This is a genomic window from Nocardia iowensis, from assembly GCF_019222765.1.
In the GTDB taxonomy this organism is placed as follows: domain Bacteria; phylum Actinomycetota; class Actinomycetes; order Mycobacteriales; family Mycobacteriaceae; genus Nocardia; species Nocardia iowensis.
This window is the reverse complement of the sequence record NZ_CP078145.1, coordinates 7,715,086-7,738,174: the sequence shown is the minus strand read 5'-3', so window position 1 is coordinate 7,738,174 and position 23,089 is coordinate 7,715,086. Positions and strand designations below refer to the sequence as shown.

The window sequence follows — 23,089 nt, the reverse complement described above, 5'->3', positions numbered from 1 at the left end:
GTAATCGACTACGCGTCGCGTGCGGAATCGTAATCTCTTGCGGCACAACGTGACTTGGCTATGCTGGCATTAAATATGGCGCGTGCTTGCACATAATTTTTGCTGGCAAGAAGGGAACAAGAATGGCTGCCAAGTCCACCCTGGCCGCAGCTCGGGAAACGACGGAACGTCTGCTTCCAGGGTTGCTCGACGAACTCGACGCGAGCGGCGAATCGATTGCCGATCGCGATGAACGCAGCCTCATTCCGGCGTGGGTTCGAAACGATGGACCGCTCCTCTGCACGCCGCGCGACCTGGGTGGTCTCGGCGCGACGGCGGTCGAGGCGGTGCAGGTGCACATCGCGATCGGCTCGATCGCGCCCGCGCTCGGCGCGGCAACGACCATGCATCATCTGTCCATCGCGGCCCTTGCCGAGTTCGCGGAGCAGGCCACCGAGACCGAGCGGCAAATGATCCGGCAGCTGGCCGTCGACCGGCAGGTGCTCGCCTCCGGTTTCTCCGAGGGCAGGCCGGGCGGTTCCATCTTTCACCCCACCATGCGGGCGACCAAATGCGATGGCGGCTATCTGCTGACCGGTCGTAAGGCGCCGTGCTCGCTGGCGGAATCGATGGATGTGATCGTCGCCAGTGTCGAGCTGGACACGGGCGAGCGGGCGATCGCCTTGGTGCCCGCGAGCGCGGAGAACCTGACCGTGCGGCCGTTCTGGCGCGCTACCACGTTGCGCGGGGCCGAGTCATGCCTTGTCGAACTCGACGGGGTGTTCTGCGCCGAGGAAATGGTGATCAAGAACGCGCTCGACGACACCGGCGAGACCGAATTGCTCGGCTACCAGTGGTTCGGCCTGCTCATCCTCGGCACCTACCTGGGCGCGGCGTACGCGCTGCTGCGGGACACGCTGGCCCGGGAGGGCAATGTCGATCCCAAGGGCGTAGCCGGCATGGCGGGTTTCCTGCCCGCCGTGGAGAACTCGCTGATCGGATTGGCCGCGGAGCTCGACGCGAAGCCGGTCACCGCCGACTCGGCCGCGGAGTTGCTCGCGTTGCGCGAGGCGTTCGACGACTGCATCGATTCCCTCGTCGGGAAGGTCAAAATGGCCGCGGGCGGCATCGCCTATATGCGGAATCCCGATATCGGGTACCTGGCGGAAGTGTGCACTGTCCACCGATTCCATCCGCCATCGATGCGTGACTCGGGTGCGAACCTCGTCGCTTGGCTGCGAAACGAGCGCGAGTTCCGATTCGTGTAATTCTCGGCCCCACATCCGGTTGCTGAATGCTGCCGATCTGTATCAAACTATCGAACGAAAGCATGATTTAGGATGTCGCATAACCTGATCGAACGGCTCGCAGCCAAGTCCCTGCCACGGCTGATCTGTGAGCTCGAGGAGAAGTCCATTTCTCCGTTCTTCCGAACAATGCAGTCCGCCGTCGGAGCCTCCGTGCAGATGGAAGACCGGCAGGTAATGATGTTCGGCTCCAACAACTACCTCGGGTTGGCCGCGGAGACGCGGGTGCTGCATTCGGCGAACCGCGGCATCCACGAGTTCGGCAGCGCGACGACCGGCAGCCGATTGCTCAACGGCACCGTGCAACTGCATGTCGATATCGAAGAGCGACTTGCCCAGTGGTATGGGACCGATGGCGCGCTGGTGTTCACCTCCGGGTATACCGCCAATGTCGGCACGATTGCCGCGCTGCTCGGGCGGGAGGACACCGCCGTCGTCGACGCCTACGCGCACGCTTCGATCATCGATGGCGTACGGCAATCGGGTGCGCGGCTGCGGCGGTTCGAGCACAACAACGTCGACAGCCTGCGCGCGGCCCTCGCCGAGGTCGGCAACACCTCCGGCGACGTACTGGTCATCGTGGACGGGCTCTACTCGATGGAGGGCAGCCTTTCGCCGCTGGCCGATATCGTCGCCGTCACCAAGAGCGCGGGCGCCGCGATCATGGTGGACGAAGCGCATTCGCTCGGCATCTACGGCGAGCACCGCCGCGGCTGGGCCGAGGAATGCGGGGTGCTCCCCGAGGTCGATGTGCTCATGGGGTCGCTGTCGAAAGGGCTCGGCAGCACCGGCGGATTCATCGTCGGTTCAGCGGATCTCATTGCCGGACTGCGGGGCGCGGCGCGCAGTCTGATCTTCAGCACCTCGGCGACACCGGCCAGCGTCGCGGCCGCCAACGAGGCCATCCGCATCGTGATGAGCGAGGAGGGAAAGGTGTTGGCCGCGCGGGTCGAGGACGCGGCGCGCACCCTGACCACCCTGCTCGACGACAAGGGCGTGAAAGTCGAAGGGGCGACCGACCATTGGTCGCCCATCCTGCCCGTTGTCATCGGCGACGACGAACAGGCGATCGCGGTATGGAACGAGATCCTGCGCGGCGGTACCTACGTCGGCATCGCGATGTATCCGGCGGTGCCCAAGGACCGGGCGCTGCTGCGGGTGTGCGTGTCGGCTTCACACGACCGGGATGATCTCGTGAAGGTGGCCGATGTGATCAGCAATGCCTTGGTCACCACGGCGGTCCGGTAACCAGCACAGACGACGGGGCGGCGGCCCGCTATGGGCCGCCGTTTTCGTATTCGAAATTCGACAAGGTGTATTCGCGCTATCGATATTCTGAGAGCTGAAACATGGGACATTACAGGAGTAACGTTCGGGACCTGGAGTTCAACCTGTTCGAGGTACTCGGCCTGAATTCGGTCCTCGATTCCGGCGCCTTCGGTGAGCTGGACGCCGGCACCGTCAAGGAAATGCTGTACGAGGTTCGTCGCCTGGCCGAGGGGCCGCTGGGTGAGCCGTTCGCCGAATCCGACCGAAACCCACCGGTTTTCGATCCGGAAACGCACAGCGTCACCCTGCCCGAGGCCTTCAAGAAGAGCTGCCGCATCGTTCGCGAGGGTGGCTGGGACAAGCTCGTCGTCGCGAAGGAACTCGGCGGTATCGAGGTGCCGCGGGCGGCCATGTGGGCGATCGGCGAACTGATCCTCGGCGCCCAACCGGCGGCGTTCCTCTATGAGATGGCCGGTGCCTCGTTCGCGAACATCTTCTACCACAACGGCACCGAAGAGCAGCAGCGTTGGGCGAAGATCATCGCCGAACAGGGCTGGGGCGCAACCATGGTGCTCACCGAGCCCGACGCCGGTTCCGATGTCGGCGCGGGCCGCACCAAGGCCATCAGGCAGGAGGACGGCTCCTGGCACCTGGAGGGTGTGAAGCGGTTCATCACCTCCGCCGACTCCGATGACCTGTTCCCCAACATCATGCACTTGGTGCTGGCCCGCCCCGAGGGCGCCGAGCCGGGCACCGAGGGCTTGTCGCTGTTCTTCGTGCCGAAGTTCCACTTCGACCGCGAGACCGGCGAACTCGGCGATCGCAACGGCGTCTTCGTCACCAACGTCGAGCACAAGATGGGCCTGAAGGTCTCGGCCACTTGCGAACTCACCTTCGGCGGCAACGGCATTCCGGCCAAGGGCTGGCTGGTCGGCGAGGTGCACAACGGCATCGCGCAGATGTTCGAGATCATCGAGCAGGCCAGAATGATGGTCGGCGTGAAGGCCGCCGCCACGCTGTCCACCGGTTATCTGAATGCGTTGGAATACGCGCGAACTCGGATTCAAGGCCGTGACATCGGCAGCGGCAAAGGCAAAGCCGCGCCCCGCGTTCCGATCATTCGGCATCCGGATGTGCGCCGCAGCCTGGCCATGCAGAAGGCCTACGCGGAAGGTCTGCGCGCGGTGTACCTTTACACCGCCGCGCACCAGGATGTAGCTGTGGCCCAGCAGGTTTCCGGCGCCGACCCCGATCTGGCCGCGCGGGTCAACGACCTGCTGCTGCCGATCGTCAAGGGTGTCGGTTCCGAGCGGGCCTACCAGTTCCTGACCGAATCGCTGCAGACCTTCGGCGGTTCCGGCTTCCTGCAGGACTACCCGATCGAGCAGTACATCCGCGACGCGAAGATCGACTCGCTCTACGAGGGCACCACCGCCATCCAGGCGCAGGACTTCTTCTTCCGCAAGATCGCCCGGGACCGCGGCGGCGCGTTGGGTCACGTGGCGGGCCAGATCCAGCAGTTCATCGAGTCCGAGGCGGGCAACGGTCGGCTCAAGGGTGAGCGCCAATTGCTGGCCACCGCGCTCGAGGACGTGCAGGGCATGGCGGCGGCACTGACCGGACATCTGATGGGTGCGCAGGAGAATCCGTCCGAGCTGTACAAGGTCGGCCTGGGTTCGGTGCGCTTCCTGCTCGCGGTGGGTGATCTGCTCATCGGCTGGCAGCTGCTGCGCCAAGCCGAGGTCGCCGTCGCCGCGCTGGACAACGGTGCCGATGACGCGTTCTATCACGGCAAAATCGCTGTCGCGCAGTTCTTCGCGCGCAACGTGCTGCCGGAGCTGACCGCGGTGCGCGCCGTGCTGTCGAACCTGGACAACGACATCATGGAACTCGACGAAGCCATGTTCTGAATTGAGAATTGCCTGATATGACGGACGCCTTTCTTGCCGAAACCGAACTATTACTTCGTGCCGCCTATGAGAAACTAGATGTGAATTCCGGCAATGAGCCGCTGTCTTCGGCCGCGGCCCGGATCGTGCAATGCGCCATCGAGGCGGTGACCATACTCGATCAGCCGAGCATGGTCTCCGCGGGCGAAATGATTTCCTGTGCCCGTGCGGCCGTCACCGCGGCGACGTACGCGATGCGGGAAGTCGACGGTCGGGATCGACGGCGTCGAGTGCCCGGATATGCCCGGGTTGGCGTCGATGATTCGGCCCTCGGACCCTCCTAACGATGTACTGACCTGCTGATCGATCCTCCGATCGGAGGACGCGGAGTGCCCGCGAGCGGCCGTAATTTGGCCTGCGTACAGGTGCTTTTCGCTGATCGGTAGAGGCAGGCAATGATGGACGTTATCCGGGACAATCCGGTCGCCACGATGATCGTGGTGTCCGAGGCGGGGCTGTGGGTATTGCTGGCCGCCGGGCTGATCGCGGGCTATTTGCTGCGGCTGCGCACGGTGGGTGCGGCGCTGCTCTGGGGCATCCCGCTGCTCGACGTCGCGCTCATCGCCGCGGCGGCGCTCGATCTGCACCGGGGTGCCGAGCCGGGGCTGATCCATGGGCTGGCCGGGGTGTATCTCGGTGTCAGCGTCGCGTTCGGGCCCGCGATAGTGCGCTGGGCGGATGCGCGATTCGCGCACCGCTTCGCCGGTGGGCCCGCGCCGACGAAGCCGGCGAAGGGCACGCCCGAGAAGGTGGCCGCGCTGTGGCGGGAATGGCAGCGCGCCGTGCTCGCGGCGACCATCGCGTCGGTGGCGCTCGGCCTCATCATCCTCACGGTCGCCGCGGGCGACCAGGCAACGAGTTTGTGGTGGTGGGTCGGACGCTCGTGGACCGTGGTCGGCCTCTGGCTGGTCTTCGGCCCGCTGTGGGAGGAGATGTCGTCGCCGCGCTGGACGAAGCAGGCCTAGCGGACTCCGCTGGACACGCCAACGATCGGCGCACTCCTTGTCGCGTGCGCCGATCCAGCACAATCGGTACATGGCCAAGCCCTGTCTGCTGCTCCAGCTGCGGCCCGAGTGCGCCGCGGCCGACGACGAGTACCACGCCATCCTGCGCGCCGCCGATCTTGCCGCCGATGACGTGGTGCGAGTGCAGATGGACCGGGGCTTTCCCGATGTCGAACTCGACGACTACTCGTCGGTCATCGTCGGTGGTGGACCGAGCAATGTCAGCAGCCCGGATGGCGAGAAGTACGACTATCAAAGGCTTTTCGAGCCCGGGCTGAAGAAACTGCTCGCCGAGATCGTCGATCGAGACTTTCCGTATCTCGGCGCCTGCTACGGATTGAGCATCCTGGCGGACGTCCTCGGCGGCGAGGTGAGCGACGAACGATACGGCGAGACAGCGGGCGCGCAAACCATCGAATTGACCGACCAGGCTCGGGCCGACCCGCTGCTGCAAGGCATTCCAGCGTCTTTCCGGGCATTCGTCGGGCACAAGGAGGCGTGCCAAGCGGTTCCGCCCGGCGCGGTGCTGCTGGCCGGTTCGGCCGGCTGCCCGGTGCAGATGATCCGCGTGGGCGAGCACGTGTACGCGACCCAATTCCATCCCGAACTCGACGGCGACGGACTTGCGCTGCGCATCGAAATATACCGCCACGCAGGGTACTTCGACCCGGCCGAGGCGGAATACCTCACCGCACTCGGCCATCGGGAAACGATCACCGCGCCCAAAGAGATCCTGCGCCGATTCGTCACCAGGTACCGAGACGATCGCGACACCGCCGACACCGCTTCGGATTGCCCAGCCAAAGCCTGAGACCATCGGGTGCGGCCGTGATAGCACGAACTTGCCAAGGATCCGCTGCCGATAATTGTCAGCCGGACGACTTGCTGCGCCTGTTGGCGCGCAGGGCGGCGTTGTCGGTGCGCAGGCGGGTGTTGTCGGAATGCAGATCGGCGTTGGCGTCCTCCAGGTCGAGGATGCGGCCGATGCCGGCGAGGTTCACCCCGGCCGCCGCCAGGGTGGCGATCCGTTGCATGCGGGCGAGATCGTCGGTGCTGTAGCGGCGGGTGCCGCCATCGCTGCGCGCGGGAGTGAGCAGGCCGTGGCGTTCGTAGAGCCGCAGCGTCTGCACGCCGATCCCGGCCAGCTCGGCGGCCACCGAGATCCCGTACACCGCCTGCCCCGGCTCGGGCAGGGGCGACCCGTTTCGCGGCTCCTGCGGCATTGCTCTCCTCATGTCTGCGAACTATCAGGTTTTCTATTCTAGATACTTGCACTCTCCTGTCGAGAGTGCTACAACAAATCTATGTCAGATGGCAGAGGTTATCTGACCCCGACTATGAAGAATGGAGTGAGTTGGAGGTGGCGACCATGCTGATGCGTACCGATCCGTTCCGTGATCTGGACCGTTTCACGCAGCAGGTGTTCGGCACAGCGGCCCGTCCCGCGGTGATGCCGATGGACGCCTGGCGCGAAGGTGACGAGTTCCTGGTCGAACTCGACCTGCCCGGCATCGACCCGCAATCGCTGGACCTGGATATCGAGCGCAACGTGTTGACCGTCCGTGCGACACGCCCGGAGCTCGACTCGGGACGGTCGATGATCGCCGCGGAACGTTCCCGTGGCGTATTCAGCCGCCAGTTGTTCCTCGGCGATGGCCTCGACACCGACCACATTCGCGCCGACTACACCGACGGCGTGCTGCGCCTGAGCATCCCGGTCGCGGAGAAGGCCAAGCCGCGCAAGATCGAGATCGAGCACACCGACCGGCGTCAGGCGATCAACGCCTGATCCGTACCGGCCCGACGCTTCTCGGAGGAGGCGGGGTCATGACCGGAATCGACACTCGCTCAGGAACGTTGGCCGACCTCGGGGACGCGCTGCTCGCGCTCGACCCAGACCTCGAGCAATTGTTCGCCGAGGTGGACACGATCCTCTGCGAAGCCAACGCACGGCTGGCGGAGCCGCGCCGAGCGTCGGTTCCGGTGCCGGGCCCGCGACCGCGCGCGAGCCCGCGGGTGTTGCTGCACCCGGACTGGTTGCGCGGTCGTTCCCCCGGCACCGGCCGAGCGACCCAGCGCGGTCCTCCTCCGCCGCGCTGACCAGACCAATTGCACAGTGGGACAGGGGAAGTGAGGTGATGCCCGTATCACGATGACGAATACCACGTCCGCCGGTGGTGCTGCCGCCACCGCCCCGCACCAGGCGCGTTCGAGCACAAGGTGCGACCAGCCACCCGCGCACCGCCACCCTTGTGGCACACCGGGGTAGGACCGGCACCGCCACCGCGGACCTGTCGAAAAAAGTCACGTTCCTCTTCCTCCGGGCGGGCCCGGCAATCGGGCCCGCCCGGTTCACCCGTCCGCAACATCAGTGCGAGGAGGTTCGCCATGACCACGATCCCCGCGGGCAACCCCGCCGACTACGCCGAGCAGCGCATCCCCGTGCACGACCCCGAGGCCGCCGGACTCGACGCCACGGCGCTCACGCCGCTGGCCGAACGCATCCGTCGTGCCTTCGACAGCGCGGACATCGCCGACCGCATCGAGCAGTCGGTGATCACTCCGCTCCCGGATGACGACTACCCCTTCGCCTACTGATACCGACCAGGCCACCGATCCCCGACGTTCACCGGAATGAAAGGCATCCGATGGCAGTCCAGCACGCACACCGCCTTGTCCTCACCCTGCTCACCGGCGTCGCCGCGCTCACCGTCCTCGGCGCTCCGCCGATCGTCCTGCTGATACTTCCGGCCTTGGCGGCCTGTGCGATCCTGGCGATAGTGCTGCGCGACCCGCACCTGGCCCGTTCACCCGCGATCGAGGCGGACATCGATGGGCGTGAGCACCCCGAACCGCTGCTCGATGGCGTCGGCGGCGGCAAGGCATAGATCTTCGCGGTACATCGCGCCGATGAGCTGGACGCCAAGCGGCAGGCCGTCGAATACGCCGACGGGGACTGCCACGGCGGGTGCACCCACCAGGGAACTCGCCGTACACAAGCGCACCGGCCCCATCATTCGCTCGTGCTGTTCGGCATCGGAGGGCACCATCGGCGGCGGTGCCAGTTCGGTCGACACCGGTCCGAGCAGCAAGGGGTAGCGCGTGAAGAACTTCGTCCACGCGCGCTGCACGCCGAGCCGGGCCGCGGTCAACTGGATGTAACCGGCCAAGTCCAGCGGTGGTCTGAGCTGCATGCTCAACTCCATGTGCAGCTGGGTATTCGGTGCCAGCAATGGGCGAATGGCCGGCCAGGCGAGGGAGAACTCGGTGCTGATCAGTCCGGCGTAGACCTCGAGTGCGTCGTCCAATGCGGGGACCGTCACCTCTTCGACGAGATATCCCGCGTCGCGCAAAGCGTCAGCGGCGGCGGTGATCGCGGCCTCGATGTCGGGGTGCACGCCGTGGCCGCCCGGATCGGTGACCACCCCTACCCGCTTGGTCACCACCGGACCGTCGACCGGCACCGGCACCGCGCGCGGGTCCTGCCCGTCGGCGCCTGCCAGAACTTCGCAGACCAGTCTCAGGTCGGCGACCGAGCGGGCGATCGGCCCGTCCACCGGGAGTAATTGGGAGGCCAGCGTCGGCTCGTGATCGCCGAGGCGGTGATCGGCGGCGAATCGGCCGTAGCCGGGCTTGAGCGCGGCGACTCCGTTGAACACCGCGGGGATGCGCAGCGAGCCACCGGAGTCGTTGCCGAGGCCGACCGGTGTCATCCCGGTCGCCACCGCGACAGCGTCGCCGCCGCTGGTGCCGCCGGGTGTTCGTCCGTTCGGATCCCATGGGTTGCGGGTGTCGCCGTAGAGGGTGCTCGTGGTGTGCATGCCGCCGATCGTGAGATCGGGGAGATTGGTCCTGCCGATCGGGATCGCACCGGCGGCCCGTAGCCGCCGCACCGGTGGCGCGTCGGCCGCGGCGACCAGTTCCCGAAACCGCGGCACGCCCATCGTGGTTGCGGACCCCTCGACGTGGATGTTCTCCTTCACGGTGAGTGGCACCCCGGCCAGCGGACCCAATGGCACGCCCGCTGCCCGCTGCTTGTCGACCTCCTCGGCGGCGGCCAGCGCGGTCTCGGCCAGCAAGGTGGTCACCGCGTTCACCGCCGGATTGACTTCGTCGATGCGTGCCAGGTGTTCAGTCATCACCTCGACCGCGGTGACCTCGCCTGCCTTGATCGCGGCGGCTACCTGCGCTGCCGACGCCCGATACATCTCCATGGCGCCGAACATACAGACCTGTATCTGGATACACTACTGAATATGGACCGCCTGACTCGTGAGCAGAGCCGGCAGCAGACCAAGCAACGGTTGCTCGCCGCCGCGGCCGAACTGTTCGCCGAACGGGGGGTCAACGGCACCTCGGTGGAGCAGATCGCCGAGCGCGCGGGTTTCAGCCGAGGCGCCTTCTACGGCAACTTCGCCGACAAGCACGAACTCGCCCTCGATCTGATCGTGCAACGCACCGAGCGCGAACTCGACGAGGTCAGCCAGCTCGACCACAGCACCGGTGAACCGCTGCGACAATTCCACCGCGACCGCGCCCGGCATCACGCCGAATGGCTCACGCTGCGTCTGGAACTCGTGCTGCACGTGCTGCGCAACCCCGAACTGCGGCCCCGCCTGGCCGAACGCGAGCTCTTCGCGCGTGACGCCATCACCTCTGGCATCACCTGCCGTCTGCCCGATCCGCCCGCCGATCCGGCCTTCCTCGCCCTGATCGTGCACGCGCTGGAGGACGGCCTGCTCATCCAGAAACTGCTGACACCCGAGGGGAACCCCGATGATGTGGTGGCGCAGGCTTTCGAATTGCTGATCGCCTCCTGGACCGCCCTCGCCGCGGCGAAACCCCAGGCAGCCGCGGGTGCGGGGGAGACGTAGCGCAGGGGCGACGCGCCCGCGGTCTATCGTGGAGCCGTGGGCGTCATGGGCGAACTGTTCCCGGGTAAGAAGCTGGCCGACGAGGGCAGCGAGGACAGCGATGGGCAAACGCACCACCCCCGCGTCGAGCTCGACCTCGACGCCGGTGTGGTCCGGCTGACCGGCCCCGCCGCACCAACGGCGGAACCGGCCGAAGGCGGCTGAACCCCAGGACTGCCGACGCTGCCCGTAGGCCGGAATATCCGACTCAGGCGCGTTCGTCCTTGATGGCCCGGACCACCTCGGCGATCCGGACATTGATCAGCGCCGTCAGCCGCTGCTCGCACGCGGGCACCGCGATCGGCGTCCACTGATCCGCGATCACGTACCGGCCGTCGTCCTCGAGATCGCGCCACTGTAATCGGCTGCGGGTGATGCCGCGCGGCCCGAACAGCGAACGGCCCTGCACGACGTCGATCGTGCCGACCAGGGTGGCCGGGTGGCGCAGGAACTCGGTCGAGCGTTCCCAGGTCGACCCACCGGCGACGTTGTGCACGATGGATTCGCGGTACCGGTAATCCATTTCGTCGTACTCCGGCTGGGTGAGCAGCTCGACATTCGACCGCGTGCCCGCCGCGACCGGGGGCAGAGCCGCCGCCACCGTGTCGGCCAAAGCCAGTGCGGCACAGGGGGTCACGGTGAAACCCGCGCTGTGACGCACCGTCTCGCCCGGCAGTTGGGTCACCAGGCAGCCCTGCTCGCCCGCGCGTACCGCAAGCATCCGGATACTCGACTCGGGATCCGCACAGCACCGGCCGTTGTGCCCGCGCACTTGGATCGCGATATCCGGATTCGTCAGCATCGCGAAGATGCCGTCGAGCGATTCGTCATTGTGGCGCAACCGCTCTCGCGTCTCAACCTTCTCCCGGAGGAAGTCGCGATAGCCGGGAGTTCGGCTGGTGAAGGTGAGTGGCGCGGGCAGAAAGTCTTGTCGCACACCTTCCCACAGGACCAGGAACTCCAGGTCGGTGAAGGTCAAGGTTCGGCTCATTGCTGCACAACGGCCCGGACCGACGACGGCTCGCCACCGAGTCCTTCTTCCATGTGTTCCTCGGATATCAGGTAGTCGGCCCGCTTGTGTTCGCGGCGCCCGTCGTTCGGTGCCACGCCGCCCATGGGCGGGGCCATGCCGGGTATGCCGGGCGCCGTCGACCCGCTGACACCGGCCAGGCTCATCGGCATCGCGCCGGTGACCGTGGCCCGGGGGAACAGCTTCGACGCCTGGTCGAGCAGGTTGCGCGGCGCCGGTGCGGAGCCGCCGAGCCCGCCGGACGGCTTGGTGCTCGGCCCGCCGGATTTGGCCGGGTCGTGTGCGTCCGGCAGCAGTGACGAAAGAAGCGGTGACAGAGCCGGATTGGTGCTCTTGGTGGTCGGCAGTTGCGGTATCGACTGCAATCCCTGCTGCAGCAGCGAACGAGCCTGGGAGAGTAGCTGATCCTGCGACGACTGCTTGCCGGTGCGTGGGTCGGCTGAGGAATCGGAGCGCACCCGGGATTTCGTCTCCGAACCGGATTTCGAATCCGAGCCCGAACCGGATTTCGAATCGGACGACGATCCTGAACCTGATCCAGACCGTGAATCTTCCGACGAGTCCTCCGAATTCGACCCGCCGGACTCGTCGGATGAGGTCTCCGATTCGGACTCCGAGGACTTCTCCGACTCCTCCTCCGCCGAGCCGTCGGACTCGGACCCCTCGCCCGTCGAAGTCTGCTGAATGGTGAAGTCAGGCGGTGCGCTTCGCGCCTTCGGCAGCACCGGGATCGCGGTGCTTGACGCTTCCAGGCCCGGGATGTACGAACTCTCGAAGCCCGCGATGGCCTTTTGCAGCAGCTGTTCCTCCGCCTCGCTGCCGACTTCGGGCAGCGGGCCGGTCGGCATTGCCGCCTTGGTTTCCGCCAGCCAGCTCGAGGCGTACTGGAGGCTGCTCGCGACCAGTTGCATTCCGCTCGACAGCGATTCGACATTGTCGCGGTAGCCGTTTGCCGCGGTGATGGCGCCGGCGATGCCCTTGCCTGTCCACGCGCCCTTCTTTTCCATCTCGCCGAGTTGGTCGGCGAACTTGGTGAACACCGTGGTCAAGCGCTCCGCCATCCAGCCCCAGGTAGCAGCGGAGCTGGCCGGCAGCGGCGGGTTCATGCCGAGACCCGCCTGAGAGAACCAGGGGAGGTCGTGACCGTACGGGTTCTCCGCTTCGATCGCCTCGGTGGCCTCGCCCGCGGCATCCGGCCGCGGCGGGTCCTGCGGTGGCGGGGTCTTGCCCGGTACGGGTGCGGGGGGATAGCTCGCGGCCCGACTCTCCGCACCGGGCCGCAGCTGATCGAAGGCGGCCTTCGAATCGAATTCGGTGTCCCGGTACAGTTTTCCGGCGGTCACGAAGTGCTCGCCCATCGCACTGAGTATTTTCTTGTGAGCGATCAGGATCTGCCCGAGATCCCGCGACGCCGCATCGAATTTCTTCGCCAGCGCTACACCGGAGTCGAGGTGGCGATTGTCGCTGAACCCCTTGTGCTCCTCGATATCGCCGAGCTTCGCCTCGACCGCGGTCACCGCGTACAGTGCGTCGGCGGCGAAATTCGCCGCATCGCTCGCCGCGTCCGGCGCGAGCCGCAACTCGCCCTCGCGCAACCGTTCGGTCAGTCCGGGCCACGGGTTGACCGGCGAAGGTTCGTTGCCCATCCTCGACTCCTGACTCTCGCGTTGTGCCGCCCCAAATATCGAGCGTCACGTGCGCGAATTCAATCCGAGTCCATCAATTCCGCATCCATAAAAAATCATCGGAGGCAGGAGTCGAGGTGGCGGGCTAGCCGTGGAAGCGGCGAGCTCCCGCGTAGGGCATCGAGGTCATCGGGGACTCCGTGACGCCCGTGCCGTAGGTCGAGGCGTGGATGACCTTGCCGTCGCCCGCGTACAGGGCGGAGTGGCCGCCGCCGTAGAACGACACCAGATCGCCGGGTCGCAAATCCTCCTCGGCCACCGGGGTTCCCGCGGCGAGCTGGTCATAGCTGGTGCGCGGGACCGAGACGCCAGCCTGCTCGTAGGACCACTTGACCAGGCCGGAGCAGTCGAACGCGTCCGGGCCCGCCGAGTTCGCGTAACCGGCGCCGAGCTTGGCACGGGCGGCTTCGACGGCGACTTCGCCGGTGGTCTTCTCCGGCGCGACGCGGGGAAGCACCGGGGCCGGTGACCGGAAGCCGGGAACACCTGCGAGGTCGAAGTGCCCAGGAATGCCGGGGAGCGTGAATTCGGTTCCGGGAGTGGCGAAGTCCGCTCGGGAGGGAGCAGCGGATGGCGCGCTCTCCTGCTGCGGAATCGAGGCGGAGATGCCGGGAAGGCCAGGCGGGATGGCGATTTCGTTCGGCACCTCGAAAGTTCCGATGCCTGCGACGGTTACCGTCTGTGCCGATGCCTCTCCCGCGTTCAACAGGAGGGCGCCGGAGAAAGCTGCTCCCGCGGTGAGTGCCAACCAGAACACCCGGCGGAGCGAGCGGGGATATCGGACGTCGTCGGTCTTCGATGCCATGATCAAGTCCTCCGATGGTCATTTCGAAGGCCTTGGCGGGTCACCTGACGCCGCACGCTATGGCGCACCGGACTTCACCAAGTCTCCGAATAGATTCGAGAACATTCACGGTGATCTGTCAGTCCAAGCGGATCCGATTTCCCATCCTTCGACACAAACGGCGCGGAACAAATTGCGACACACTGGAAAACAATAACGAAACGATAACTAATTATGTCATTTATGCGAAAAGCTGCTGTTGACCTGGGCGAATGTGTCATTCAAACCCGAGTAAATTAATGTGGCTGAGCTCGCGTGGGCGGCTTTGATACCCCGTATTGGTGGCTCTAAACGGCTGATAACGCTTTCTTCCGAGAGTTTTCAGCGATCCCCCGGCTCGGCGAGACCCGGCAGGTCGTCGTGCCTGCGCAGGGCGTCCAGCACTGTCGTGACGGCGGCGCGCGGGGGTACGCCGCGCCGGATCACGGCGGTGATCGTCCGGGTGACCGGGCTGGCGAGGTCCCTGGTCACCACGCGGTAGCGCGGGTCGACGGCAAGGCCGGGCAGCAGGGCGATCGACAGGCCCGCTTCGACGTGTTGCAGCGTCATCATGTAATTGCTGAATCGGCAGATCACCCTCGGCTCGAAACCGGACTCGCGGCAGAGCCGGGTTGCCAGACTTGCCATGTAGGACTTGGGCATATCGAAGACCCACGGTTCATCGGCGTAGGCGGCGAGATCGGCGGGTCCGCGCGCGGCCCGGCCGGGTGGCAGCACGAGCACGATCGGATCGGTGGCCAGCGCCACGATGTCGACGTCCGGGCCGAGTGGCTGTTCGACGAAGTCTGTTGTCGTGATGACGATGTCGGCGTCACCGACGCGTAGCGCACGCATGCTCTCGTGCGGTTCCAGCTCGTGCAGCTCGATGTCCAGGTGCGGGTGGGTGTGCGCCAGCCGGGTCACCGCGGGCACGCACAGCGAGTGGATGGCGCTTTGGAACGCACCGAGCCGGACCAGTCCGACGGGTTCGGCACCGAGGCTGCGCAATTCCGCTTCGACGGTGCCCATGTGGTCGAGGATGGCCCTGGCCCGGCGGGCCAGGATCAGCCCGGCCGGGGTGAGCCGGACCCGTCGGCCGGTCCGTTCCAGCAGCTGCGTATGTGTCTCGGCCTCGAGCACCGCGAGCTGCTGAGACACGCTGGACGCGCTCAGATTCGCCGCCTGCGCGACCGCCCGGACGGTGCCGAGGGAGTCGAGCTGGCTCAGCAGGCGCAGCCGCCAAGGGTTCAGCATGCGTCCATTGTTGTGCGGCTCCGCCGAACAGCACAGCCGGAATTGTGAGATGGACGTGTCGCTCGTGCCGCCCCTACCGTCGGAACATGGCTTCTCCCACCATCACATCGCGATCCACCGAAGACTTCTGGGCCGACGCCGACCGTCACCTCGTGCGCTACGCGGGCACGGGCTCATTCACCCGAGAAATCATCGCCCGCGCCGCCGGAAGCTTCCTGTACACCGAAAGCGGCAGGGAGATACTCGATTTCACCTCGGGGCAGATGAGCGCGATTCTCGGGCACTCGCATCCGGACATCGTGGCGACGGTGCGCCGCCAGGTCGGCGAGCTCGACCATCTGTTCAGCGGCATGCTCAGCCGCCCGGTCGTCGACCTCGCCCGCAGACTGGCGGGCACCGTGCCCGCGCCGCTGGCCAAGGCGCTGCTGCTGACCACCGGCGCCGAGGCGAACGAGGCCGCGATCCGAATGGCCAAGCTGGTCACCGGCAAACACGAGATCGTCTCGTTCGCCCGGTCCTGGCACGGCATGACCCAGGCCGCGGCAAGCGCGACCTACAGCGCGGGCCGTAAGGGTTACGGCCCGGCCGCGCCGGGCAACTTCGCGATCCCGGCGCCGCACCCCTACCGGCCCGACTTCACCACCGCCGCAGGCGAACTCGATTGGCGCAGGCAGCTGGACTTCGCCTTCGACCTGATCGACGCCCAGTCGGTCGGCAGCCTGGCCGCCTGCATCGTCGAGCCGATCCTCAGCTCCGGCGGGGTGATCGAACCGCCGCCCGGCTACTTCGCCGCGCTGCACGAGATGTGCCGGGAACGCGGCATGCTGCTGATCCTCGACGAAGCGCAGACCGGTCTGTGCCGCACCGGATCCTGGTACGCGTTCGAGCGCGACGGCATCGTGCCGGACATTCTCACCCTGTCCAAGACGCTCGGCGCGGGCCTGCCGCTCGCGGCCGTGCTCACCAGCGCCGAGATCGAGCAGGAGGCACACGACCGAGGGTTCCTGTTCTTCACCACCCACGTCGCCGACCCGCTGGTCGCGGCGGTCGGCAATACCGTGCTCGACGTGCTCGTCCGCGATCGGCTCGAGCAGCGGGCGGCTGAGCTCGGCGCATTCCTGCGCCACGGCCTGGCGCGCATTGCCGAGCGACACAACGTCGTCGGCGACATCCGCGGCCGCGGCCTGCTCGCCGGGCTGGAACTCGTCGTCGACCGGGCGACCAAGCAGGGCTCCGACGAACTCGGCGCGCTGGTCACCCGGCGCTGCCTGGAGTTGGGTCTGCACATGAACATCGTGCAACTCCCGGGCATGGGCGGTGTCTTCCGCATCGCCCCACCGCTGACCGCCACCGAGGACGAGCTGTCGCTCGGCCTCGCCATCCTGGACCAGGCGATCGGCGAGGCGGCCGCGCGGATCTGAGCCCGCCGAAAGGCCTCCGGTGCCCGCCGGATCGCCGTGGGAGCGCAGGCCCAAGGAACGTCTGGCCCGACAAGTATGGGCAGCTCGATCGGTAACCGGTGCGCTGTCCACCCCGATGTGCCGAGCAGGAGCCGGTCGGGAAATTGGGGTGTGGAGTGCGTCGTTCTCTGAAAAGCATTGCGGTATCGGTCAGCACGGCCGCCGCGGTGTTGCTCGGCACCGAAATCGTGTGCGGCACGGCCGATGCCGCACCAGCGGACCAGCGGCAGTGCGCGGTCACCGATGGGCGAGAACCGCAGACGGCGACGCCGGAAGAGGTGGGGCTCGACGCGGCCGCGCTACGCAAGGCGGTGGAGTTCGCGGCGGACCCGACTCGGCTCAACGTCCAGGTGTTCCGCAACAACTGTCTGATCGCCGCCGGGCCGCGCAACGACCAGACCGGTGGCGTGCCATGGAATCTGTGGAGCAGTACGAAAAGTGTGGTCTCCATGGTCGCGGGCATCGCCATCGATGAAGGGCGGCTTCGGCTCGACGACCCCATCGACGACTATCTCCCGGCTGGGCTCGGCGACGCGGCGCATCGGGCGATCACCGTCCGCAGCCTGCTCACCGAATCGTCGGGCGTGCAGGTCGCGGTGGCCTCGGAGGGCATCACCGGGTTGGCGCAGGTCGACCCGAACGTGGTCGCGCAGGCGCTGGCGATGCCCATCGAGAAGCCGCAGGGTGTGGAGTGGAAATACAGTCAACGAGCCGTTGATCTGCTCGTCTATGTGGTGCAGCGCGCGGTGGGCACGGACTTTCAGGCGTATGCCCAGCGAAAGTTGTTCGACCCGCTGGGTATTCGGCGGACCGACTACCACTGGGGCCGGGACCGCAGCGGCAACACCTACGGATACGCGCACCTCGTCATGCCGCCCGACGATTTCGCCAAGCTCGGCTTGCTGGTCGTCAATCACGGTGACTGGCAGGGCAAACGGATCATTTCCGCCGACTATCTCCGGCAGGCCAGCCGTCCGACGGCAACCAATCAGTGCTACGGATTCCTCTTCGTGGTCAACGGACCGGGCTGCACCGTCGAGCTGCCGGGCCTGCCGCCGGACGCGGTGAAGATGGGCGGCATGATGCGCCAGGACAACTTCATCGTGCCGAGCCTTGGCCTGCTGGTCAGCTGGACCGGGGTGACCGTTCCCGGTGGCGCGGTGAGCTTTCCGCACGACGTGCTCCGCGGCATCGTCGGCGCCTTCCGCGCACCGCTGCTTCCGGACCCGGGACCCTATGTGCAGCAACCGGATATCAGCCTCGCCGACCCGATGATCTCGAACCCGGACGCGACCTACGGCGCGCTGGGCATCGGTCCCTACGCCTATCCCGGCTGTGGACCGCTCGAGTGCCTCGGCAAGCCGCTCGCGCCGCCCTTCGGCGACTGGCCACCCGGCTGCTTCATCCTCGGCTGTCTGGGGCCGCACCCCGCGACCCCCGGCATCCGATAGCGCCGCTGGGTGAGGACGATCACAGAATTTTGCACTTTCTGAAATTTTGCAGTTTGTGTTAAATTTTGGCCATGCCACCGACCGAGCGGGCGGAGTCACCGATCGGTCTCCGTGCCCAGAAGAAACGCCAAACCCGGCTCGACTTGTGCATGGCCGCACGACGGTTGGCGGTAGAGCACGGGCTCGACGCGACGACCGTCGAGGACATCGCAAAGGTGGTCGGCGTCTCGCCGCGCACGTTCTTCAACTACTACGACACCAAGCTGGACGCGGTGGTCGGCCCGATCGAGGAGATCGGCAACGCGCACGCCCGCGAAGTGTTCATCGGCGGTGGGCCGAGTGGGGTCCTCATCGAGGATCTCACCTGGCTGTTCGCCTCGGCGTTCGAGCCGGAAACGGAAGTGCGCGAGGCGATCTCGCTGGTGATCGAGCTCATCAAAGCCGAGCCGCGGGTATTCGCGGCCTTCATGGCCGCTGGTGTCCGGCAGGAGGCCATTGTCGGTGACCTGTTGTCCGCTCGCGCGGGCGCACCGGTCGCCCCCGAATTCGCCGCGCTCGCAGCGGGAATCATGACCACCCTCACCACCCGGGCCGCGATGACCTCGGCCGCGGATTCGACCAAATCGCTGACCGCGGCGCTGCACGACCACTGCGCGATGGCCGCCCGGCTGTTCGACAAGCCTGACGACGCACAAAGGAGACCCGCCCGATGACCTCGACGGCTGAATCGCCGCCAGTCCCGATTGTCTTGACCCAGAAGCGAATCTGGCTCATCTTCGCCGCGCTGATCGCGGGCATGTTCCTGGCCAGCCTCGATCAGATGATCGTCGGCACCGCCATGCCGACCATTGTCGGCGAGCTCGGCGGCGTCTCACACATGGCCTGGACCGCTACCTCGTACCTGCTGGCCACCACCATCGTGATGCCGATCTACGGAAAATTCGGCGACATGTTCGGCAGGCGTTGGCTTTTCCTGTTCGCGGTCACCGTCTTCACGGCCGCGTCCGTCGGCGCCGCCGCGTCGACCGGTTTCTGGGAGTTCATCGTCTTCCGCGGCCTGCAGGGCGTCGGCGGCGGCGGTCTGATGATCCTGGCGCAGGCCATCATCGCCGATGTGGTGCCCGCGAAGGATCGCGGCAAGTACATGGCCCCGATGGGCGCCGTCTTCGGTATCACTTCGGTGGCCGGGCCGCTGCTCGGTGGCTTTTTCGCCGACACCCTCGGCTGGCGCTGGTGCTTCTGGATCAATGTGCCGATCGGTCTCGCGGCGCTGTTCATCGCGTTCCGCTATTTGAGCGTCCCCAGCCACCGGCCCAAGACCAGGCCGGACTATCTCGGTGTGCTGCTGATGTCGGCCGCGACGACGCTGTTGATCCTGATCACCGACTGGGGCGGCAAGCAGTACGCGTGGGGCTCGACGACGATGGTGACGATGATCGCCGCACTGGTGATCGTGGTCGCGGCCTTCATCGCCGTGGAAGCACGGGCCGAGGAGCCGATGCTGCCGCTGTGGCTGTTCCGCAACCGGACCTTCGTGCTCACCTCCGCGATCGGCCTGCTCGTCGGTCTGGTCATGTTCGCGGCGCTCGCGTTCATCCCGACCTACCTGCAGATGGCCACCGGCGCGTCCGCCTCGGTCTCCGGCCTGCTGTTGATCCCGATGATGGTCGGCCTGATGATCGCCCTGATGGGTTCGATGGCCGCGATCACCAAGACCGGCCGGTACCGGATCTACCCGCCGCTGGGCGCGCTGATCATCATCCTCGGCATGCTGTGGCTGACCCAGTTGACCGCACACACCGCGATGTGGGTCGTCTCGGCGATGCTGTTCGTGATGGGCGCAGGCCTCGGCCTGATCATGCAGATCATCGTGCTCGTCGTGCAGAACGCCGTAGCACCCGATCAGATCGGCACCGCGACCAGCGCCAACAACTACTTCCGGGAAATGGGTGGTGCCATCGGTGTCGCCGTCTTCGGCTCGATCTTCACCAGCCGGCTGACCGAGGGGCTGACCGATGCGTTCGTCTCGCACGGCCCCGAGGTGATGGCGGCGAAACTCGATCCGGGCGCGCTGGTGCCGTCGGTGGTCAAGAACCTGCCCGCGGACCTGCACGACGCGATTGTCGGGGCATACGTACACGCCCTGGTCCCCGGCTTCTGGTACCTGATCCCCGGTGCGATCATCGCCTTCCTGCTCGCGCTGTTCATCCCGCAGCTGAAGCTGTCCGACGAGGCGGGCATGGTCGCCCGCGGCGAAGCGGTAATGGACAAGGCGGAGTCGACCGAGGACGGGAAGCCGGATCCTCGGCTCGTCACCGAACACAGCTGACGGACACACCCGGGCGGTTCGGGCGACAGCCGAACCGCCCGGGTTTCGTCAGTTGTGTCCTGGGCAGGGGTTGCCGGTGTAGTCCGGGTCGAGTGCCTTCTTGACGAGGTAGGCGACGGTCGGCGACTGGGGGAGCGTGCCATGGTCGAAAGTGTCTGTGGGGCACAGGTCTTGGATCCAGACGTTGTCAACCGTCGCGCCGGGACCGGCCTGTAGGAAGGTGGCCTCCGGCGGGGCGGAGGCGTCGTCGAGGGTGCTGGCGATCACGGTGTAGGAGATGCCGGGGTCGGTGTCACCCGCTGCGTTGACGGCGCGCAAGAAATCGCTGCCGACCAGCTGCTGCGCTGCCGCGGTTCCGCCGATCCCCGTCAGTCCGGCGGCGAACCCCGCGGACGCACTGCCGGACGGGAGTCGAGTCGCCACCCCGCGCATGGCCGAGCCGTGATTTGTGCCAGCGAGCGAGATCAGATGGTCGACCTTGGCCGCGCCACCGGCGAAGCGCAGGTACTGGCGCGACAGCAGCGCACCTTGGGAATGGCCGACGAGATCGACCTTCGCCGCGCCGGTGGCCGTGCGCACGCGGTCGACGAAGGCGGCGAGTTCGCCCGCCGACGAGTGGATATCGCCGGTCCCGTACATTCCCGGCAGCGCACCGAGCACGCTCGCGGTGTCGCGGCCGTAATTCAGCGAAAAGACGCAGTAGTCTTCGGCTTTCAGCTGCGGCGCGAGCACGTCCCAATCGTTTTGGTTGCCCCAGGTGCCGTGCACCAGCACGACAGGCCGCGGGTGAACGGCGGCGGGCAGGCAGGTCCAGTCATTGGACCCCTCGGGCGGAATGCTGCCGTCCGGGTTCTTGCCCCAGGCTGGGCCGGGATCGGCGATATCGCTGGCGGCCGCGGTGGATTCGGTAGCGGACCGGTCAGGGACAGCTGGTTGCGGGCCTGCTTGCGCCCCCGGGGCGCAGATGCCGGTCAATAGGCCCACCGCGGCGCTCGCTGCCGCTAGACGCAACTTCGCTGCCATAGAGATTCCTCGGTACTAGATCGTTTCGGGCGTGCCGAGCCGGGACCTCGGCAGACACGCCCGACCCCTGAGGAAACCGTACAGCGCTCGGCTTTGTTGCGTGCGGCGCCGCGTCGGCGACAGCTAACGGCCGGTCGGTGGCCGTCGTTCTCGAGCCGCTGGAGCAATGCGGGCATATCGAGCCGAGGTGTCCGTCACTCGCCCGCCTGCTGCAGGCGGCGCGCCTGCTGCATGGTGGAGATCAGCGCGAGGGTCGACTCGGCACCCTGGTTCTCGTTTCTCCCTGTGGGTTCCAGTCCGTCGCAGCAACCGCCGCTGACCGGGTCGATCAATGGGGTCGAGACGTCGTTCGAGCCGCGGAACCATGCCTCACACAGCAGCACCGCATCCTTCCAGTGATGGTCCTTGGTGTCGTCGTAGGCGCGGGCGCAGGCGTCCGCCAGGGTCGCCACCTCGATGGGTTGCTGGTCGAAACCGGGCCGCTTCTCGCCGGTGGCCCAGCCGTCGACCGGGGTGACCGAGAGGTGGTCGCCCGCTGTCTCCATTTCGAGCAGCCAGCGCAGCATTGCCAAGCCATCGGCGTGCGTGCGTCCCTGGCCAGGCAGCGCGGCGCCGGCCGCCAGCAGCGCTTCGGCCAGCACGGCGTTGGCGTAGTGCAGCCGTGGTTCGGGCCACCGCCAGTCGAGCCGACGGGTCGGCGGACCGATCAACGCGGCGGCGTCGGCCAACAACGCTTGGGCGGTGAGGTTTCCGGGGTCGGATCGCAGCACCTCGGACGCGCCGAGTGCGGCGAACGCCATCGCGCGCGGGAACTGCGAACGCTGCTTCGCGCTGATGGTGAACTGCACCGATGCCTGCTCGGCCAGTTCCGGCCGGCAGGCGACGACGGTACCGAGTGCCCAGAGCGCGCGGCCCCAATGATCCTCAACACTCGGTTCGTCCTGCCAGCTCCGGTCGGCGCCGCGCCGATTGTGGCAACGGCCGTCCTCGGTGCACGCGTCGAGAACGAAGCGCAGGTACACCCGCACCAACGCGTCGAGCTCTTCGGTGGGTTCCGGCTCGCGGACCACGACAACGAGCGCCCGCGCGACATCGTCGACGCAGTAGCCGTTTTCGAGACGGGGGGTGGTGAACTTCGCGTGTTCGAAGATCCCGCAGTCGTCGCTGAGTCGTAACAGATGGGCGTAGGAGATGGTGATCGTATTGCTCATGCCGTGGCCAACTTCGCATCGGCTTGCCGCGTCGCTGCGGCAAGCGCATCGTACTTCCTGCTCACTGCGGGCCAGAGTAGTTCTGGTGCAATGCGTTTCGCTTCGGCGCTCATGCGGGCCGCCAAGCCCGCCTCGGTGAGCACCTGGCGCGGCGTGGCCGCGATGGCGGTCGGCGATTCGCGATCCACCAGCAGGCCCGCGCCGCTCGACAGCACCTCCCGCGCGTGCGGAAAGTCCGTCGATACCACTGGTTTACCCGCTGTGACGGCTTCAATCAGCACGAAAACCGGTTTCGGTAGGCGAGTTCCGCGCACCGACCCGCGAGTCGGTAAAGGTGGCCAACCCGCACTGGGTCGGTGGGTAGGTGCTCAGAACGCCGTAGGACCGAACTGACACAACGTC

25 protein-coding genes are annotated in these 23,089 nt (G+C 66.7%); 16 read left to right on the top strand and 9 right to left on the bottom strand.

The window, feature by feature from the left end:
- Positions 1–122: 122 nt before the first annotated feature.
- From KV110_RS35770 to KV110_RS35745, 6 genes are all read left to right on the top strand, one after another.
- Entirely contained in the window at positions 123–1,247 is a 1,125-nt protein-coding gene (locus tag KV110_RS35770) for an acyl-CoA dehydrogenase family protein (RefSeq protein ID WP_218471555.1), read from the top strand.
- A 72-nt stretch (positions 1,248–1,319) separates the two neighbouring features.
- The gene (locus tag KV110_RS35765) at positions 1,320–2,534 is read left to right on the top strand and encodes an aminotransferase class I/II-fold pyridoxal phosphate-dependent enzyme (protein ID WP_218471554.1); all 1,215 of its coding nucleotides are present in this window, start codon (positions 1,320–1,322) and stop codon (positions 2,532–2,534) included.
- Between the two features lie 101 nt (positions 2,535–2,635).
- Positions 2,636–4,465 (top strand): acyl-CoA dehydrogenase, encoded by a 1,830-nt coding sequence (locus KV110_RS35760; RefSeq protein ID WP_218471553.1) that lies wholly within the window; start codon positions 2,636–2,638, stop codon positions 4,463–4,465.
- A gap of 17 nt (positions 4,466–4,482) precedes the next feature.
- Positions 4,483–4,788 (top strand): hypothetical protein, encoded by a 306-nt coding sequence (locus tag KV110_RS35755; RefSeq protein ID WP_218471552.1) that lies wholly within the window; start codon positions 4,483–4,485, stop codon positions 4,786–4,788.
- Between the two features lie 111 nt (positions 4,789–4,899).
- Positions 4,900–5,469: a hypothetical protein gene (locus tag KV110_RS35750; RefSeq protein WP_218471551.1), complete on the top strand. Its 570-nt coding sequence runs from the start codon at positions 4,900–4,902 to the stop codon at positions 5,467–5,469.
- A 70-nt stretch (positions 5,470–5,539) separates the two neighbouring features.
- Positions 5,540–6,319: a glutamine amidotransferase gene (locus KV110_RS35745; protein WP_218471550.1), complete on the top strand. Its 780-nt coding sequence runs from the start codon at positions 5,540–5,542 to the stop codon at positions 6,317–6,319.
- Positions 6,320–6,377: 58 nt separating this feature from the next.
- Here KV110_RS35745 and KV110_RS35740 read toward each other — a convergent pair whose 3' ends face one another.
- Positions 6,378–6,731, bottom strand: a complete 354-nt coding sequence (locus tag KV110_RS35740; RefSeq protein WP_218471549.1) for a MerR family transcriptional regulator — start codon at positions 6,729–6,731, stop codon at positions 6,378–6,380.
- 146 nt (positions 6,732–6,877) lie between these two features.
- Here KV110_RS35740 and KV110_RS35735 point away from each other — a divergent pair, with 146 nt between their 5' ends.
- From KV110_RS35735 to KV110_RS35720, 4 genes are all read left to right on the top strand, one after another.
- The gene (locus KV110_RS35735; protein ID WP_218471548.1) at positions 6,878–7,297 is read left to right on the top strand and encodes an Hsp20/alpha crystallin family protein; all 420 of its coding nucleotides are present in this window, start codon (positions 6,878–6,880) and stop codon (positions 7,295–7,297) included.
- Between the two features lie 38 nt (positions 7,298–7,335).
- Positions 7,336–7,608: a hypothetical protein gene (locus tag KV110_RS35730; protein ID WP_218471547.1), complete on the top strand. Its 273-nt coding sequence runs from the start codon at positions 7,336–7,338 to the stop codon at positions 7,606–7,608.
- A 288-nt stretch (positions 7,609–7,896) separates the two neighbouring features.
- On the top strand, positions 7,897–8,106 hold the full coding sequence (locus KV110_RS35725; RefSeq protein WP_218471546.1) for a hypothetical protein: 210 nt from the start codon (positions 7,897–7,899) through the stop codon (positions 8,104–8,106).
- A gap of 50 nt (positions 8,107–8,156) precedes the next feature.
- On the top strand, positions 8,157–8,396 hold the full coding sequence (locus KV110_RS35720; RefSeq protein ID WP_218471545.1) for a hypothetical protein: 240 nt from the start codon (positions 8,157–8,159) through the stop codon (positions 8,394–8,396).
- On the opposite strand, the gene KV110_RS35715 is transcribed toward KV110_RS35720, so the two are convergent.
- Positions 8,316–9,722, bottom strand: a complete 1,407-nt coding sequence (locus tag KV110_RS35715; protein ID WP_218471544.1) for an amidase — start codon at positions 9,720–9,722, stop codon at positions 8,316–8,318. The two genes, KV110_RS35720 and KV110_RS35715, sit on opposite strands and share 81 nt — an antisense overlap.
- A 42-nt stretch (positions 9,723–9,764) precedes the next feature.
- Here KV110_RS35715 and KV110_RS35710 point away from each other — a divergent pair, with 42 nt between their 5' ends.
- Both KV110_RS35710 and KV110_RS35705 read left to right on the top strand, forming a co-directional pair.
- On the top strand, positions 9,765–10,382 hold the full coding sequence (locus tag KV110_RS35710; protein WP_218471543.1) for a TetR/AcrR family transcriptional regulator: 618 nt from the start codon (positions 9,765–9,767) through the stop codon (positions 10,380–10,382).
- A gap of 36 nt (positions 10,383–10,418) precedes the next feature.
- Positions 10,419–10,586, top strand: a complete 168-nt coding sequence (locus KV110_RS35705) for a hypothetical protein (protein ID WP_218479554.1) — start codon at positions 10,419–10,421, stop codon at positions 10,584–10,586.
- A gap of 43 nt (positions 10,587–10,629) precedes the next feature.
- Here the strand turns inward: KV110_RS35705 and KV110_RS35700 are convergent, their stop codons facing one another.
- From KV110_RS35700 to KV110_RS35685, 4 genes are all read right to left on the bottom strand, one after another.
- Positions 10,630–11,412, bottom strand: a complete 783-nt coding sequence (locus KV110_RS35700) for an ESX secretion-associated protein EspG (RefSeq protein ID WP_218471542.1) — start codon at positions 11,410–11,412, stop codon at positions 10,630–10,632.
- Positions 11,409–13,097, bottom strand: coding sequence for a hypothetical protein (locus KV110_RS35695; protein WP_218471541.1), 1,689 nt, complete (start codon positions 13,095–13,097; stop codon positions 11,409–11,411). Before KV110_RS35695 ends, KV110_RS35700 begins: the two co-directional genes overlap by 4 nt.
- Positions 13,098–13,221: 124 nt before the next feature.
- Entirely contained in the window at positions 13,222–13,941 is a 720-nt protein-coding gene (locus KV110_RS35690) for a C40 family peptidase (RefSeq protein WP_218471540.1), read from the bottom strand.
- Between the two features lie 360 nt (positions 13,942–14,301).
- Positions 14,302–15,213: a LysR family transcriptional regulator gene (locus tag KV110_RS35685; protein ID WP_218471539.1), complete on the bottom strand. Its 912-nt coding sequence runs from the start codon at positions 15,211–15,213 to the stop codon at positions 14,302–14,304.
- Between the two features lie 86 nt (positions 15,214–15,299).
- Between KV110_RS35685 and KV110_RS35680 the strand changes: the two genes are divergently transcribed.
- The 4 genes from KV110_RS35680 to KV110_RS35665 all read left to right on the top strand — a co-directional run bounded on the left by KV110_RS35680 (position 15,300) and on the right by KV110_RS35665 (position 20,453).
- Positions 15,300–16,634: an aspartate aminotransferase family protein gene (locus KV110_RS35680; protein ID WP_218471538.1), complete on the top strand. Its 1,335-nt coding sequence runs from the start codon at positions 15,300–15,302 to the stop codon at positions 16,632–16,634.
- Between the two features lie 155 nt (positions 16,635–16,789).
- Entirely contained in the window at positions 16,790–18,124 is a 1,335-nt protein-coding gene (locus KV110_RS35675) for a serine hydrolase domain-containing protein (protein WP_246634178.1), read from the top strand.
- A 71-nt stretch (positions 18,125–18,195) separates the two neighbouring features.
- Positions 18,196–18,837 carry a TetR/AcrR family transcriptional regulator gene (locus KV110_RS35670; RefSeq protein WP_218471537.1) on the top strand — a complete coding sequence of 214 codons (642 nt, stop codon included), beginning with the start codon at positions 18,196–18,198 and terminating at the stop codon, positions 18,835–18,837.
- Positions 18,834–20,453, top strand: coding sequence for an MDR family MFS transporter (locus KV110_RS35665; protein ID WP_218471536.1), 1,620 nt, complete (start codon positions 18,834–18,836; stop codon positions 20,451–20,453). Before KV110_RS35670 ends, KV110_RS35665 begins: the two co-directional genes overlap by 4 nt.
- Before the next feature lie 48 nt (positions 20,454–20,501).
- Here KV110_RS35665 and KV110_RS35660 read toward each other — a convergent pair whose 3' ends face one another.
- The 3 genes from KV110_RS35660 to KV110_RS35650 all read right to left on the bottom strand — a co-directional run bounded on the left by KV110_RS35660 (position 20,502) and on the right by KV110_RS35650 (position 22,968).
- A complete protein-coding gene (locus KV110_RS35660; protein WP_218471535.1) occupies positions 20,502–21,476 on the bottom strand; it encodes an esterase/lipase family protein in 975 nt (324 codons plus the stop codon).
- Positions 21,477–21,670: 194 nt separating this feature from the next.
- Complete coding sequence (locus tag KV110_RS35655) at positions 21,671–22,687, bottom strand: glycosyltransferase (RefSeq protein WP_218471534.1); 1,017 nt, start codon at positions 22,685–22,687, stop codon at positions 21,671–21,673.
- Positions 22,684–22,968, bottom strand: a complete 285-nt coding sequence (locus tag KV110_RS35650; RefSeq protein ID WP_246634177.1) for a glycosyltransferase — start codon at positions 22,966–22,968, stop codon at positions 22,684–22,686. Before KV110_RS35650 ends, KV110_RS35655 begins: the two co-directional genes overlap by 4 nt.
- Positions 22,969–23,089 lie beyond the last annotated feature (121 nt).